We start from the raw sequence: 15493 nt of genomic DNA, 5'->3' as shown, positions 1-15493 counted from the left end.
ACAGTGCCGTCAGAACGGGATGTCGCCCTCGATCGTGGTGCGGTACATCACGCGGCGTTGATCGGCTGGACAGCCGGCAGCCAGATGCAGCAGCGAACGGTTGTCCCAGAACACCAGGTCATGCGGCTGCCAGCGATGGCGATAGACGAACTCCGGCTTGACGCTGTGGGCGAACAGCGCGTCGAGCAGCGCCCGGCTCTCGTCCTCGGGCAGGCCGACGATCCGCGTGGTGAAATGCTCGCTGACGAACAGCGCACGCCGGCCGGTCTCGGGATGCGTGCGGACCACCGGCTGCAGCACCGGCTTGACCTGCGCAATCTGCTCCGGGGTCAGGTTCGGCCGCCACGGGCTGCGCTGCTGCAGCTCGGCATAGCGCGCGAGATAGGTGTGCTCGGCCTGCCGCCCTTCGACCGCGCGCTTCAGCTCCGCCGGGAGCGTTTCCCAGGCCAGATGCTGGTTCGCGAACAGGGTGTCTCCCCCCTCCGCCGGCAGCTCTTGCGCGTGCAATAGCGAGCCCAGGCTCGGCTTTTCCTTGTACGAGAGATCCGAATGCCAGAAGTGGCCGGCATCGCCGAGCCCGATGGGCTTGCCGTCCTTCAGCACGTTGGACACGATCAGCACTTCCGGATGGCCTGCCAGCTGGAACTGGTGCAGCACGTGGATCTGCAGCGGCCCGAAACGCCGGCTGAAGGCGATCTGCTGCTCAGGCGTGATGCGCTGGTCGCGGAACACCAGCACGTGGTGATCGAGATGCGCACGATGAATGCGGAGGAAATCCGCCTCCGACAGCGGCCGCGACAGGTCGAGCCCGACAACTTCGGCGCCCAGCGGCGCGTCGAAGGGGCGGATGTCGAAGCCGGCGCCGGCGCCTGGCGTCACGACGGGAGGACGCGCGGGCAGTGCCGCCTGAATGGAAACAGTCATGTGCGGTACGGAAACTCGGAATGGATCAAGGCACGATGCAACGCGGTGCTCGCGCCGTCATCGACTGGGATCGATGCTAAGGAGACCGGCTATCGCCGGTCAACGAATCAAATCGTTCGGTCTTATCCGTTCTTCGCATATGGACGCGGCCATCAGCCTCGAGGGATCGCCCGGTTCACGCGGATCGCGCGGATCATGGCCGTGCCGCGCCCTGCGCTGCGCCGCCCATCCGCGTGGTCACGGCTCGCCGCAATGCCGCCAGCGCCAGCGGCAAGGCCGGATGGCGCGAGCGCGCGTCGTAGAGCGCTGCCAACGGCAACACCAGTGCGGCCGGATAAGGCTTGAGCGGAAGGCGCACGGTGCCCGCCACCGCGAGGCTACGCGACTGCGTCGGCGCCAGCCCGATGCCGAGCCCCGCCGCGACCAGCGACAGTTGGCCATGCAGGCGCGGCGCGGTCGCTACCACCCGCATGGCGTGGCCAGCCAGGCGACAGCGGTCGCGAATCGCGGCATACAGCGCTGGCCCCTGTGCCTCGGGGAACAGCACCAGCGGCTCGCTGGCCAGTTCTGCAAGGCCGATTGCCGTCCGGCCGGCCAAGTGGTGATCGGCGGGCAGCACGGCGTCGAAGCGGTCGTTTGCCAGCAGCACGCTGGCCAGCCGCGCATGCGTGTCGAACGGCGGATGGCCGATGCCCAGATCGATCTCGCCGGCCGCAATCAGCGCCAGTTGTTCATTGGTGGTGGCTTCCTGCAGCGCAAATTCGACCGGCTCGGCGCCCCGCGACAGATGGCGCAGCGCGGCCGGCAAGGCACGATAGAGGGCCGCCGAGACATAGGCGATACGCAGACGCCGACGTCTTTGCTGCCCGGCTGTACGCGCGGCCTCGCGCGCGCGCCGCTCCCCTTGCAGCAGATCGATCGCCTCCTCGCGCAGCCGCTCGCCGGCGGCGGTCAGCGCCACCCGGCGGCTGGTCCGCTCGAACAGCCGCACGCCGATCTCGTCTTCGAGCCTGGCGATCGCCCGGCTCAGATGCGGTTGCGCCATGCCGACTTGCTGCGCCGCCCGGCCGAAATGCAGGGCTTCGGCCACGGCGACGAAGAGCCTCAGCTGCTGGAACTCCATTGATACCTCCTGGCGTATCGAACGATGCCATTTTGGTCGATTGATGCATGAATTGGCCAGGGGTATCTTGGCGCCCATGCAATGGCGAAAGGAAGGAACGATGAAGCAGCTGGTGGCAATCGCACTGTGCAGTCTGGCCATGATGCTCGGCACACCGGTGCTGGCGCATCACGGCTGGGGGTATTACGATACTGCCGCGCCGCTCTATTTCTCCGGCCGCGTGGTCTCGGTGACCTGGCGGAATCCCCATCCGCAGGTGACGATCGAGGTCGACGCCAAGGCCTTGCCGGCGAACTGGAACGCGCTGCCCGTGCCGCCTGAACTGGCCGAACTCGGCTTCGCCAGGACGCTGGAGGCGGTTCGCGCGCCGGCCTCGGCCGGACGCTGGACGCTCGACCTGGCGCCGATCAATCGGCTTGAACGATGGGGCATGCCGCGCGAGCCGCGCCCGGGCGACCGGCTCGAGGCGATCGGCTTTCCGTCCTGCAACGACCGCCATGTCGCCAGGCCGGCCCTGATCGTGCTGGACGGCGTCGGCGTGCGCCAGCAATCGGTCGCGCTGCCTGCCGGTTGCAGCGGCGCGCCACGCGGCTGAGCGGGACCGCGGCATGGAAACGTGGGACGCCTGGTTCGCCGCGGTCGAGGCATGGCAGCCAGTCATGGCGCTGCGCGCCTCGACCTGGGTCTATCCGCTGGTCAGCTGGCTGCATCTGCTCGGCATCGGTCTGCTGTTTGGGACCATCGCAGTGGTCGACCTGCGGCTTGCGGGGGGATTGCTGCGGCTCGATGACGCGGCCGTGCAGCAGACGTTGGTGCCGTTGTCGCTAGGCGGGTTCGTCCTGGCGCTGCTCTCTGGATTGCTGCTGTTCGCGCCGGCTGCGCGCGAGTACCTGTCGAACCCGTGGTTCGCCGCCAAGCTGGCGCTGATCGGTACCGCCGCGCTCAACGCGCTGGCGCTGCATCTGGCCTCCCGCCGGCGCCGGGATCCGCGTCACGCGCGGCTGGCCGGCGTGCTGTCGCTTGGACTGTGGGCGACGGTCTTGCTGGCGGGGAGGATGCTGGCGTTCGGATGATCCGGCCTCGGCCGTTGTCGTACTGCGAAGGCCGCTACCCTCTCCCCCAGCCCCTCTCCCGCAAGCGGGAGAGGGGCGCGCGTCATCGCGGTCGTGGTCGTGCGGGGGAGCCCGTCATCGCGGTCGTGGCGCGTGCGGGTGAGCGAAGCGAGTCGCGCTGGCGTCGCGCGAGCTCCCTCTCCCGCTTGCGGGAGAGGGCTGGGGAGAGGGCAACCGCCCTCCCAATGACGACAGATGCCCCAATCCCTGAACTTTTTTGTTACCCCACGGTCACATCGAGTCTGTTTTCCCTCATCGTCTTCCCCCCACCCGGGAGCCCAGCATGAAAACGACTCCGACCCGTTGGTTGCCCCTGTCCACGCTGGCGGTTTCGCTGGCCTTGACCGCCGCCGCGCCCGCCGCTGGCGCGGCCGAACAAGCCGCAACCAGCCCCACGCCCGCCGTCACGCCTTACGGCCCGCAGCTGGAAGGCTTCCCCTACCCCCACCCGATCCAGCGCTTCCCCTTCAAGTCCCAGCAGCAGGACCTGTCGATGGCTTTCATGGACGTCGCGCCGAAGGGCAAGCCCAACGGCCGCACCGCAGTGCTGCTGCACGGCAAGAACTTCTGCGGCGCGACGTGGGAAGCCACCATCGACACGCTCAGCAAAGCCGGCTACCGGGTGATCGCGCCGGATCAGATCGGCTTCTGCGCCTCAACCAAACCGAAGGGCTATCAGTTCAGCTTCGCGCAGCTCGCCGCCAATACGCAGGCCCTGCTGGAATCGCGCGGCGTGACGCGCGCCACCGTCATCGGCCATTCGATGGGCGGCATGCTGGCCGCGCGCTTCGCGCTGCAGTATCCGAAGGCGGTGGAGCAGCTGGTGCTGGTCAATCCGATCGGGCTGGAAGACTGGCAGGCCGAAGGCGTGCCCTATGCCACCGTCGATCAGCTGTATCAGGGCGAGCTGAAAACGAACTTCGATTCGATCAAGGCTTATCAGCTGCGCTTCTACTACAACGGCAAATGGCGCCCCGAATACGACCGCTGGGTTGCGATGCAGGCTGGGATGTACGCCGGTCCCGGCAAGGAGCAGGTCGCGTGGAATCAGGCGCAGACCTCCGAGATGCTGTTCACGCAGCCGGTCATCCACGAGTTCTCCCGGATCGCGGCGCCTACGCTGGTGATGATCGGCGAGAAGGACCGTACCGCGCCGGGCGCCAACCGCGCCGCGCCCGAGATCGCCAGCAAGCTGGGCAACTATCCCGAACTCGGACGCCGCGCCGCGCGCACGATTCCGAACGCGACGCTGGTGGCCTTCCCCGAGCTGGGCCATTCGCCGCAGGTCGAGTCGCCCGCGCAGTTCCACAATGCGCTGCTGCGCGGGCTTGGGGCGGCGGACGGCGCGCGTTGATCACGCTTGAGCGCGATGTGCAGACGGCTTGCCGTGCATCGCCACGGCAAGCCGTCTGATCGGCGTTCGCGCTAACGCGACACCATTGTCGCGTTCCAGCGCCCTCCCCCCTCGGTCGTGCCCTGCATCGTCTTGCCGCTGATCTCCCCGGTATAGCGCTGGTCGCCGGCGGTAAATGCGATCCGCGTGCCATCGATGCGGCCGTCGCTGATCGGCGTGGCGGCACCCTCTTCGCGCAGCGTTCCCTCGATCTTCTGATACTTCTGCGTCAGCACCAGCTGCTTGTCGCCGATCCGCCAGGTGCCTTGCACCTTGGCCGGAATCACCCATTTGTAGGCGGTGCAGTGTCCCGCGCAGCCCTGCGTGACCTGCGCCGTTTCGTCCGGCTCCCAGTCGTCCATCGTGAATGTATTCGAGACGACCCGCGTGCCGGGTTTCATGTTCAGCAAGGTCGGCCGCAGCCGCAGATTCAGATCGGGCAGCAGGAACAGCGTGACCACGGTCGCGTTGGAGAAGTCCGACTTGAAGATATCGCCCTGGTCGAATCTGGCGCGATTGGCGACGCCCTCGGCCTGGGCCGCACGCCGCGACAGCGCCACCATGTCCGCGTTGTACTCGATGCCGCGCGCGGTGGCGCCGCGCTTGGCCGCGGTGATCACCAGCCGGCCATCGCCGGACCCCAGATCGACCAGATGGTCCTTCGGTGTCAGCCCCGCCATGTCGAGCATGCGATCGACCAAGGCTTGCGAGGTGGGCACCCATACCACGTCCTTGCCGGACTGACCGACCGACGGCTTGTAGACCGAGGTCTCGGAGCTCGTCTCCGTCTGTGCGAACCCCGGTTCGATGAAGGCCGCCGCCCCCGCGGCGAACATCGCGGCTGCGACGAAGGAATGGCGCAAGATCGTCATCGACGTTCTCCTGTTCTGATGGTCACATGGGATCCGGTGTAGCGTCCTGGTTCTCCGCGACTTCGACCTGCTTGCGCTTGAACAGCAGGATCGGCGCGCCGGCCGCGAGCATCGCGAGCCCGATCAGGGCCGCCGCGCCGGTATAGGTCACGCTGGCATAGAGCATGTACAGGCAGGTCAGGCAGAAGATGATCGGCGTGATCGGATACAGCGGCACGCGATACGGCAACACGCGGTCGGGATGCCGCCAGCGCAGCACGAACAGCGAGAGGCCGACCAGCAGCAGAAACCCCCAGAACACCGGCGCGGTGTAGTCGACCATCGCCTTGAAGCCGTCGCGCGTGATGGCGCCCACCGCGATCAGCGCCAGCGCGATGATGCCCTGTGCGATCTGGCCGTTGGCCGGCGTCTTGCCGCGGCCGTCCCAGACGCCGACCCATTGCATGATGGTCATGTCGCGCGCCATCGCATAGAACACGCGCGAACCGGTGAAGATGGTGGCGTTCAGCGTCGACACCGCAGCGATTACGATGGCCGCCGTGACCACGCGCTCGCCGATCGGCCCCGCCACCACGCGCATCATGTCGGCCGCGACTGCGTCGGATTCGCGCAGCCCATCGAGCCCGAGGATCGACAGCAACGCCAGATTGGCCAGCGTGTACAGCACCACCAGAATGACGGTGCCGCCCGCCAGCACCTTGGCGATGTTGCGCGGTGCGTCCTTCAGTTCGCCGGTCAGATAGGCCGCCTCGTTCCAGCCGCCATAGGTCAACAGCACGAAGATCATCGCCATGCCGATCGCGGCCGATTCCGGCGGCATCGCGGGCGCGGCGCGCTCGGCGGTCTCGGGCGATGCGAACAGCCCGAACAGGATGATCGCGCCGATCGCGCCGATCTCCAGGAAGGTCACCACCACCTGCAGGTTCTTGCCTTCGATGGTGCCGATCACATTGACCGCGGTCAGCACGATCACGGCCAACGCCGCATAGATGGCCGGCGCGAATGGGGCGAGTGGGGCGAACGGGCCGAACAGACCGGCCGGCAGCAGCTGCGCAAGGTAATCGCCCAGCATGAAGGCGACCGCCGCAATGGCCCCCGTCTGGATGACGGTACAGCGCGCCCATCCGAACATCATGGCGGTCGAGCGACCGTAGGCGCGCGACAGGAAGTGGTATTCGCCCCCGGCATTGGGATGGGCCGCCGACAGCTCCGCATAGCACAGCGCGCCGATGAAGGTGATGATGCCGCCGACGATCCAGACCAGGATGAACATCGCCTCCGACTCGACGCTGCCGGCGACGATCGAAGGCGTCCGGAAGATCCCGACCCCGACCACCAGGCCCACCATGATGGTGATGGCATCGAAGACCGACAGGATGCCCTGCGGTCGGGGTTGGTTCGGATCGGTCATCCCGGTCATCCCTATGCCTCGGACGGATGGAGCGAAACAGGCTTGCATTCCGCATGCGAATCGCCGCCGTGGAAGGCAGCGGGCTTGTCTGCCTGTCCACAATACGAAACATCCGGATGAGTGACTAGGGGTGTGGTGGCCTGCTCCGTGGAGCCGTCAATCGACGTGACGGGAAGGTCGCCCTAAAGGCGCCGAAAATGACATCGGTGTCATTCAACGTTGGCCGAAAGCCGCACTCGCGAACAGGTCCTTGAACTCGCGCGGCTGCGATCGCCAGTACTGCTTCGGCGCGTTGACCTGCGCGCCGAGCCTGGCCGCGGCATGCCACGGCCAGCGCGGGTCGTACAGCATCGCCCGCGCCAGCGACACCGCGTCGGCCTCGCCGTTGGCGATGATGCTTTCGGCCTGCTCCGGTTCGGTGATCAGCCCGACCGCGATGGTCGGCAGCCCGACCTCCGCCTTGACGCGCTGCGCGTACGGGACCTGATAGCCGGGCCCCAGCTTGATCGCCTGCTGCGGCGAGACGCCGCCGGTGGTCACATGGATCGCTGCGCAGCCGCGTTTGGCCAGCTCCTTCGAGATCGCCACCGTGCCCTCGATATCCCAGCCGTTTGGCACCCAGTCGGTCGCGGAGATGCGCGCCCACACCGGACGGTCGGCCGGGAAGACAGCCCGCACCGCGTCGAACACTTCCAGCGGAAAGCGCATCCGGTTCTCCAGGCTGCCGCCGTACTCGTCGTCGCGATGATTGGCGATCGGCGACAGGAACTGATGCAGCAGATAGCCGTGCGCGGCGTGAATCTCGATCGCATCGATGCCCAGGCGCGCGGCGCGCTTCGCGGTCTCGACGAAGTCGCGCTTGACGCGTTCGAGTCCGGCCCGGTCCAGCGCTACCGGGGCGACTTCGTTCGGCGCATGCGGTACCGCGGACGGCGCCTCGGTCTGCCAGCCCTCGGGCTCGTCGGGACGGATCTGGGCACCGCCATCCCAGGGCGCGCGGCTCGACGCCTTGCGCCCCGCATGCGCGATCTGCATCGCGACCTTGATCGGCGAATGGGTGCGCACCGCCTTCAGCACGCGCGCCAGCGCCGCCTCGTTCTCGTCCGAGTACAAGCCGAGGTCGTAGGGCGTGATGCGTCCCTGCGGCGAGACCGCGGTCGCTTCGAGAATCAGCATGCCGGCGCCGGACAGCGCGAGATGACCGAGGTGGATCAGGTGCCAGTCGGTGGCATTGCCCTGCTCCGCCGAGTACTGACACATCGGCGCGATCAGGATGCGGTTGTCGAGCTGCAGATCGCCGATCTGCAGGGGCGTGAAGAGTGCGGACATCGGGAAACCTCTCGTGACTTCTTGTGGTTCGTATCGGCCCGGCACTGCGGGCCAGGCAGGCATTGTGCGGCAACTGTGCGATTGCTGCAGGCGAGGCCAACGGTGCGCATGGACGCATCTTGGTGCGAGGCCCGCCGTTCGTGGTGCGCCGGCTCCCGCCGATGGTGCCCCTGCTCCGTTTCGACACGGATCGGCCGGCCCGATACGCAGGATCACCGCAGCAATGCCGAAAATCCGGTGGCATACCACTTGCTTTGGCAGTGCCGACGTCTCTTCCCCACTCAGGAGCCATGCCAGTGAACAGCTTTGCCTGCGCTTTCGCATCGATGTCGACCGCCGCTTCCCTCGCCACCGCCGCCTCGGCCACCGGCGCCCGTCAACGGCTTGGCACCATCGGCGCGGCCGTGGCGCTGGCGCTGCTGGCATTGCCCGGCTCCGCGATGGCGGAGAAGGTGCTGCGCATCGGCATGACGGCGGCCGATATTCCCCGTACGCTGGGCCAGCCGGACCAGGGCTTCGAGGGCAACCGCTTCAGCGGCATTCCGATGTACGACGGCCTGACGCAATGGGACCTGTCCAGGAGCGATGGTCCGAGCCTGCTGATCCCCGGGCTCGCCACCGAATGGAAGGTGGACGCCAAGGACAAGACCAGGTGGGTGTTCAAGCTGCGTCCCAACGTCAAGTTCCATGACGGCACGCCATTCAACGCCGATGCGGTGGTGTGGAACGTCGGCAAGGTCCTGGACAAGACCGCGAAGCAGTTCGACCCGAGCCAGGTCGGCGTGACCGCATCGCGCATGCCGACGCTGCGATCGGCGCGCAAGATCGACGACCTGACGGTGGAGCTGACCACCTCCGAGCCCGACTCTTTCCTGCCGTACAACCTGACCAACCTGTTCATGGCCTCGCCCACGCAATGGGAGAAGAAGTTCGCCGCGGTGCCGGCCGCCGTCACCGATCCGGTCGAACGCTCCAAGCAGGCCTGGGTCGCCTTCGCCGCCGATGCGGCGGGTACCGGACCGTTCAAGATGAGCCGCTTCGTGCCGCGCGAGCGCCTCGAGGTCGTGAAGAACGCCCAGTACTGGGATGCGAAGCGGGTGCCGAAGATCGACAAGGTCGTGATGATGCCGATGCCGGAGGCCAATGCGCGTACCGCGGCGCTGCTGTCCGGGCAGGTCGACTGGATCGAGGCGCCCGCACCGGACGCCATCGCGCAGATCAAGAGCCGCGGCTTCCAGGTCTACGCCAACGCGCAGCCGCACATGTGGCCGTGGCAGCTGTCGTTCGCGCCGGGCTCGCCCTGGCTCGACAAGCGCGTGCGCCAGGCGGCCAACCTGTGTGTCAACCGCTCGGGGCTGAAGACGCTGCTTGGCGGCTATATGGCCGAGGCCAGGGGCATCGTCGAACCGGGCAACCCGTGGTGGGGCAATCCGAAGTTCGATATCAGGTACGACCCGGCCGGCGCCCGCAAGCTGATGCAGGAGGCGGGCTATTCGGCGGCCAAGCCGGTCAAGGTCAAGGTGCAGGTTTCCGCCTCGGGCTCCGGACAGATGCAGCCGCTGCCAATGAACGAGTACGTGCAGCAGAACCTGAAGGAGTGCTTCATCGACGTCGATTTCGACGTGGTTGAATGGAACACGCTGTTTACCAACTGGCGCATCGGCGCCAAGGATCCGAGCGCACACGGCGCCAATGCGATCAACGTCAGCTTCGCGGCGATGGACCCGTTCTTCGCGATGGTCCGCTTCGTCAGCAGCAAGACCCAGCCGCCCGTCTCCAACAACTGGGGGTACTTCAGCAATCCGGAGTTCGACAAGCTGATCGAGACCGCCCGCACCTCGTTCGACGACAAGGGCCGCGACAGCGCGCTGGCGAAGCTGCATGCGCGCATCGTCGAGGAAGCGCCGTTCGTGCTGATCGCGCATGACGTCGGCCCGCGCGCGATCTCGAAGAAGGTCAAGGGCGTGGTGCAGCCGCAAAGCTGGTTCATCGACATCGCCACCATGTCGATGGATTGATTCGAACGGAATCGACTGCCCGGGCCCGCCACCATGTCCTATCTGCTTCGCCGCGCGCTGTACGCGTTGCCCATTCTGCTGGGAGTCGCGTTGCTGTGCTTCTCGCTGGTGCATATTGCACCGGGCGATCCGCTGGTGTCGGTGCTGCCGCCCGACGCCTCGGAAGAAATGCGCCAGCAGCTGGCCGCGCTGTACGGCTTCGACAAGCCCTTCGTCGAGCAATTCGTGCACTGGCTGACGCGCGCACTGCACGGCGACTTGGGCACGTCGATCGCCACCAGCCGCCCGGTGATGCAGGAGGTCGCCACCGCGGTGGTCAATTCGGTGCGGCTGGCGGCGGTGGCCACGCTGATCGGCTTCACCTTCGGCTGCCTGTTCGGCTTCGTCGCCGGCTATCTGCGCGATTCGGCGATCGACCGCGCGGCCTCGTTCCTGTCGGTGTTCGGCGTCAGCGTGCCGCATTACTGGCTGGGCATGGTGCTGGCCATCGTGTTCTCGGTGATGCTGGGCTGGTTGCCGGCGACCGGGGCCGGCCCCGGCGGCTCGGGCGACTGGAACTGGAACTGGGAACATGTGCAGTACATGCTGCTGCCGGCCATCACGATGTCCGTGATTCCAATGGGCATCGTCGCGCGAACCATTCGCGCGCTGGTGGCCGAGATCCTGTCCAACGAGTTCATCGTCGGCCTGAAGGCGCGCGGCCTGTCCGATCTCGCGGTGTTCCGCCATGTGGTCAAGAACGTCGCACCGACCGCGCTGTCGGTGATGGGCCTGCAGCTAGGCTATCTGCTCGGCGGCTCGATCCTGATCGAGACGGTGTTCGCGTGGCCGGGCACCGGCTTCCTGCTGAACTCGGCGATCTTCCAGCGCGATTTCCCGCTGCTGCAAGGGACGATCCTGGTGCTGGCGGTGTTTTTTGTGCTGCTGAACCTGACGGTCGACGCGCTGCAGACGCTGTTCGATCCGCGCATCCAGCGCAACTAGCGCTCCGGAGAATTCCATGGAAATGACGCTGGACAATGCCGCCGCGCCGGCCGCGATGGAGCGCTCCCCCGGCTACTGGGCCACGGTGGGCCGCCGGCTGCTGCGCAACAAGCTGGCGATGGCCGCGGCGCTGATCCTGCTCGCGCTGATCGTGCTTGCGATCTTCGCGCCGCTGCTGATGCCGGCCGATCCCTATGCCTCGTCGATCCTGAAGCGCCTGAAGCCGATCGGCACCGAGGGCTATCCGCTCGGCACCGACGAGCTCGGCCGCGACATGCTGTCGCGTTTGATCCTTGGCGCGCGGCTGTCGCTGTTCATGGGCATCACGCCGGTGCTGATCGCCTTCGTGCTGGGAAGCGCGCTCGGCATTGTCGCCGGCTATGCCGGCGGCTGGACCAACACCGCGATCATGCGGATCGTCGACATCTTCTACGCCTTCCCGTCGGTGCTGCTGGCCATCGCGCTCTCCGGCACGCTCGGCGCCGGCGTCGGCAATGCGCTGCTGTCGCTGACCATCGTCTTCGTGCCGCAGATCGCGCGCGTGGCCGAGAGCGTCACCACCCAGGTGCGCAACCGCGAGTTCGTCGACGCAGCGCGGGCGTCTGGGGCGTCCGCCCTGACCATCGTGCGCGCGCATGTGCTGAACAACGTGCTCGGACCGATCTTCGTCTACGCGACCGGCCTGATTTCGGTGTCGATGATCCTCGCTTCCGGCCTGTCCTTCCTCGGTCTTGGCGTCAAGCCGCCCGAGCCGGAATGGGGCTTGATGCTGAACACGCTGCGCACCGCGATCTATACCCAGCCCTGGGTCGCCGCGTTGCCCGGGGCGATGATCTTCCTGACCTCGATCTCGTTCAACCTGCTCGCCGACGGCATCCGCTCGGCGATGGAAATCAAGGACTGAGCCGATGCCGATGCCGATGCCGATGCCGCCATCCTCGCCGACCCTCGACCTCGGTGGCCCCGCCCAGCCGCTGGTGATCGCGCGCGATCTGGTCAAGCACTTCCCGCTGAAGGGCGGAATCCCCGGGCGCCGCGCCGGCGCGGTACGCGCGGTCGATGGCGTCAGCTTCGACGTGCTCAAGGGCGAGACGCTCGGCGTGGTCGGCGAATCGGGCTGCGGCAAGTCGACCACAGCGCGGCTGCTGATGCAGCTGACCGAGCAGGACAGCGGCGAACTGATCTTCGACGCGCTGGGCGTCGGCTCCGCGCAGCTGCCGCTCAAGCGCTACCGCAGCCAGGTGCAGATGGTGTTCCAGGACAGCTATTCGTCGCTGAACCCGCGGCTGACCATCGAGGAGTCGATCGCCTTCACCGCGCGGGTGCATGGCATTCCGGCGCGCGAGGCGATCGAGCGGGCGCGCCATCTTCTCGCGCGCGTGGGCCTCGAGCCGTTGCGCTTTGGCGGCCGCTATCCGCACGAGCTGTCGGGCGGCCAGCGCCAGCGGGTCAATATCGCCCGAGCGCTGGTGCTGCGGCCGCGTCTGGTGATTCTGGACGAGGCGGTCTCGGCCCTGGACAAGTCGGTCGAGGCGCAGGTGCTGAATCTGCTGCTGGACCTGAAGGCGGAGTTCGATCTGACCTACGTCTTCATCAGCCACGATCTGAACGTGATTCGCTACCTGTGCGATCGCGTGATGGTGATGTACCTGGGCAAGGTCGCGGAGATCGGCGACACCGAAGTGATTTACGCCAATCCGGCCCATCCGTACACGCGGGCCCTTCTCGCGTCGATGCCCTCGATGGATCCGGATCGCCGCACGCTGGCGCCGCCGCTGGCCGGCGACCCGCCCAATCCGATCGATCCGCCGTCCGGTTGCAGTTTCCATCCGCGCTGCAGCCTGGCCGAATCCGTGTGCGGACGGCGCGCGCCCGTGCTGTCCGACACGATGGCCGGCCATCCGGTGGCCTGTCTGATGGCCGAGCCCGACAGCGGCCATTCGCGGCCGCTGGTACGGCAACCGGCGGCCTGCGCTGCCGCGCCCTGCTGAGGAAGCCGACATGAATGCCACCGTGCCCGCATCGGCATCGAACGCATCGGCACCGAACGCCACGCCTTCGTCCGCCACGCCAATGGTTTCCGTGCGCGACCTGCATGTCGCTTTCGACGCCGGCGGCAAGACCATCCGTGCCGTCAACGGCGTCTCGCTCGAAGTCGCTCCCGGCGAAGCCGTCGCGCTGATCGGCGAGTCGGGTTCGGGCAAGAGCGTGACATTGCGCGCGCTGATGCGGCTGCATCCGCCCCGCCGCACCACCATGACCGGCGACATCCTCATCGACGGCACCGACGTGATGCGGCTCGACACCAAGGGGCTGGCCCGCATCCGCGGCGGCACCGTCGCCATGGTGTTCCAGGAGCCGCTGCTCGCGCTCGATCCCGTCTACACGATCGGCCAGCAGATCGTCGAGTGCATCCGTACCCATGCCCGTGTCTCGGCCGCCGAAGCGCGCCGGCAGGCGCTGCAGGCGCTGGAGTCGGTGCGCATTCCCAGCCCCGAGCGGCGCCTGGCCGCCTACCCGCACGAACTGTCGGGCGGCATGCGGCAGCGCGCGATGATCGCGCTGGCGTTATCCGCCAGGCCGAAGATCCTGCTGGCCGACGAGCCCACCACCGCCCTCGATGCCACCGTCCAGATCCAGGTGCTGATCCTGTTGCGCGAACTGCAGCGCGCGCTTGGGCTGTCGATCGTGTTCGTGACCCACGATATCGGCGCCGCGGTCGAGATTGCGGATCGGGTCGCCGTGATGTACGGCGGCCGCATCGTCGAGGAAGGTCCGATCCGGACGCTGCTGCGCGACGCGCGCCATCCCTACACCATCGCGCTGTTGCAAAGCCGGCAGCACGGCATGGCACGCGGGGAGCGGCTGACCGCCATTCCGGGATCGCCGCCGGATCTGGCGGCGTTGCCCGCCGGTTGCAGCTTTGCGCCGCGGTGCGCCCATGCGCGGCCGGAATGCCTGCAGCGCGTGCCGCCGTCCGTCTCGCTGGGGAACGGTCATCGCGTCAGCTGCGTGCTGACCGCTGCTGCCGAACCCGCATTGGCCGTGGCCGCGGCCTGATCCCACGAACCGGACCCGACCATCGCGCATCGGCGCGGGCTCGGGCCTTCCAACACCCTGCGCAAACCCCATGAGCCTGGCATCGCATCCCTCCCGCGCCTTCATGCCCTACCCCGAAGTCGACGTGCGCCACGCGCCAGGCGGGCCGTTGCACGGCCTGCGCTTCGCCGCCAAGGACCTGTTCGACGTGGCGGGCTATCCCACCGGTGGCGGCAATCCGCACGTGCTCGCAATGTCGGGCATCAGAACGTCCACGGCGCCCGCGGTGCAATGCCTGCTCGACGCCGGCGCAGCGTTTGTCGGCAAGACCCATACCGACGAGCTGGCCTTCTCGATGAACGGCAAGAACGCGCACTACGGCGCGCCGGTCAACGGCGCGGCGCCCGACCGCATCACCGGCGGCTCCTCGTCCGGCTCCGCCTCCGCGGTGTCGAACGGCCTGTGCGACTTCGCGCTGGGCACCGATACCGGGGGCTCGGTACGCGCCCCGGCGAGCCATTGCGGCCTGTTCGGAATCCGCCCGACTCATGGCCGCGTCTCTCTGGCGCAGTGCCTGCCGCTGTGCGACAGCCTGGATACCTGCGGCTTCTTCGCGCGCGACATCTTCACCTTCGCGCGGGTCGCCGACGTGCTGCTGGGCTCGGACGCCGCTGCCTTGCCGACATCGCCTCGCCTGTTGCTTGCGCAAGACCTGTTTGCCCTGCCTACGCCAGGTGCACGCGAAGCCCTCCTCCCCGTCGTGGCGCGTATCGAAGGCGCACTCGGCAAGGCCGATGCCGTCGCCGCCGCGGACCGCCCGATCGACGATCTCTACTGGGCCTTCCGCTATGTGCAAGGCTGGGAAGCGTGGCGCAGCGACGGCGGCATGATCGAGCGCTACGGCCTGCAGTTGGGTCCGGATGTGGCAGCGCGCTTTGCGTTCTCGAAGGCCGTCACTGCCGGACAGTACGACGAGGCCACGCAGGTGCGCCGCGCCTTCACCACCCACCTTGCCGCGCTGCTTGGCAACGATGGCGTGCTGCTGTTGCCGACGATGCCGGATATCTCGCCGCTGAGCGACGCCGCGGCCGGCTCGCTGGAAGACTATCGCAACCGCGCCGTGCAGATGCTGTGCCTCGCCGGCCTGTCCGGCTTTCCGCAGATCAGCCTGCCGCTCGCCCGCCGCGATGGCGCTCCGCTTGGCTTCTCCCTGCTGGGGCCGGCCGGCAGCGATCGCAGCCTGATCGCCTTGGCCGAGCGGGTGGTGGCCGCGGCCGGCTGAACGCGG

Annotated in this window: 14 protein-coding genes; 9 read left to right on the top strand and 5 right to left on the bottom strand. The window is 67.6% G+C overall.

What is annotated here, in order from left to right; all coding sequences use genetic code 11:
* Positions 1–9: 9 nt before the first annotated feature.
* Positions 10–924: a TauD/TfdA dioxygenase family protein gene (locus HTY53_RS05450; RefSeq protein WP_174105451.1), complete on the bottom strand. Its 915-nt coding sequence runs from the start codon at positions 922–924 to the stop codon at positions 10–12.
* 193 nt (positions 925–1117) lie between these two features.
* Positions 1118–2047 carry a LysR family transcriptional regulator gene (locus HTY53_RS05445; protein ID WP_174105450.1) on the bottom strand — a complete coding sequence of 310 codons (930 nt, stop codon included), beginning with the start codon at positions 2045–2047 and terminating at the stop codon, positions 1118–1120.
* Positions 2048–2147: 100 nt separating this feature from the next.
* Here HTY53_RS05445 and HTY53_RS05440 point away from each other — a divergent pair, with 100 nt between their 5' ends.
* The 3 genes from HTY53_RS05440 (at position 2148) to HTY53_RS05430 (ending at position 4513) form a co-directional block, all read left to right on the top strand.
* On the top strand, positions 2148–2642 hold the full coding sequence (locus HTY53_RS05440; RefSeq protein ID WP_174105449.1) for a DUF6152 family protein: 495 nt from the start codon (positions 2148–2150) through the stop codon (positions 2640–2642).
* Between the two features lie 13 nt (positions 2643–2655).
* Positions 2656–3120 (top strand): hypothetical protein, encoded by a 465-nt coding sequence (locus tag HTY53_RS05435; protein WP_174105448.1) that lies wholly within the window; start codon positions 2656–2658, stop codon positions 3118–3120.
* 322 nt (positions 3121–3442) lie between these two features.
* On the top strand, positions 3443–4513 hold the full coding sequence (locus HTY53_RS05430) for an alpha/beta fold hydrolase (protein ID WP_174105447.1): 1071 nt from the start codon (positions 3443–3445) through the stop codon (positions 4511–4513).
* Between the two features lie 71 nt (positions 4514–4584).
* Here HTY53_RS05430 and HTY53_RS05425 read toward each other — a convergent pair whose 3' ends face one another.
* The 3 genes from HTY53_RS05425 to HTY53_RS05415 form a co-directional block, all read right to left on the bottom strand.
* Positions 4585–5424, bottom strand: a complete 840-nt coding sequence (locus tag HTY53_RS05425) for an SAM-dependent methyltransferase (RefSeq protein ID WP_174105446.1) — start codon at positions 5422–5424, stop codon at positions 4585–4587.
* 22 nt (positions 5425–5446) lie between these two features.
* Complete coding sequence (locus tag HTY53_RS05420) at positions 5447–6835, bottom strand: APC family permease (RefSeq protein ID WP_174105445.1); 1389 nt, start codon at positions 6833–6835, stop codon at positions 5447–5449.
* Positions 6836–7048: 213 nt separating this feature from the next.
* Positions 7049–8164, bottom strand: a complete 1116-nt coding sequence (locus HTY53_RS05415) for an NADH:flavin oxidoreductase/NADH oxidase (RefSeq protein ID WP_174105444.1) — start codon at positions 8162–8164, stop codon at positions 7049–7051.
* A 440-nt stretch (positions 8165–8604) separates the two neighbouring features.
* Here HTY53_RS05415 and HTY53_RS05410 point away from each other — a divergent pair, with 440 nt between their 5' ends.
* The 6 genes from HTY53_RS05410 to HTY53_RS05385 all read left to right on the top strand — a co-directional run bounded on the left by HTY53_RS05410 (position 8605) and on the right by HTY53_RS05385 (position 15487).
* Positions 8605–10182, top strand: coding sequence for an ABC transporter substrate-binding protein (locus HTY53_RS05410; RefSeq protein ID WP_254599837.1), 1578 nt, complete (start codon positions 8605–8607; stop codon positions 10180–10182).
* A gap of 33 nt (positions 10183–10215) precedes the next feature.
* On the top strand, positions 10216–11166 hold the full coding sequence (locus HTY53_RS05405; RefSeq protein ID WP_174105443.1) for an ABC transporter permease: 951 nt from the start codon (positions 10216–10218) through the stop codon (positions 11164–11166).
* A gap of 16 nt (positions 11167–11182) precedes the next feature.
* A complete protein-coding gene (locus HTY53_RS05400) occupies positions 11183–12070 on the top strand; it encodes an ABC transporter permease (protein WP_174105442.1) in 888 nt (295 codons plus the stop codon).
* A gap of 4 nt (positions 12071–12074) precedes the next feature.
* Positions 12075–13157: an ABC transporter ATP-binding protein gene (locus HTY53_RS05395; protein WP_254599828.1), complete on the top strand. Its 1083-nt coding sequence runs from the start codon at positions 12075–12077 to the stop codon at positions 13155–13157.
* Between the two features lie 82 nt (positions 13158–13239).
* Positions 13240–14226: an ABC transporter ATP-binding protein gene (locus HTY53_RS05390; protein WP_174105577.1), complete on the top strand. Its 987-nt coding sequence runs from the start codon at positions 13240–13242 to the stop codon at positions 14224–14226.
* Positions 14227–14296: 70 nt separating this feature from the next.
* On the top strand, positions 14297–15487 hold the full coding sequence (locus HTY53_RS05385; protein ID WP_174105441.1) for an amidase: 1191 nt from the start codon (positions 14297–14299) through the stop codon (positions 15485–15487).
* Positions 15488–15493: the final 6 nt, after the last annotated feature.

Origin of the sequence: Cupriavidus gilardii, assembly GCF_013314895.1 — a bacterium.
GTDB classification, from domain to species: Bacteria; Pseudomonadota; Gammaproteobacteria; order Burkholderiales; family Burkholderiaceae; genus Cupriavidus; species Cupriavidus gilardii_C.
This window is presented reverse-complemented; position numbering and strand designations above follow the sequence as displayed.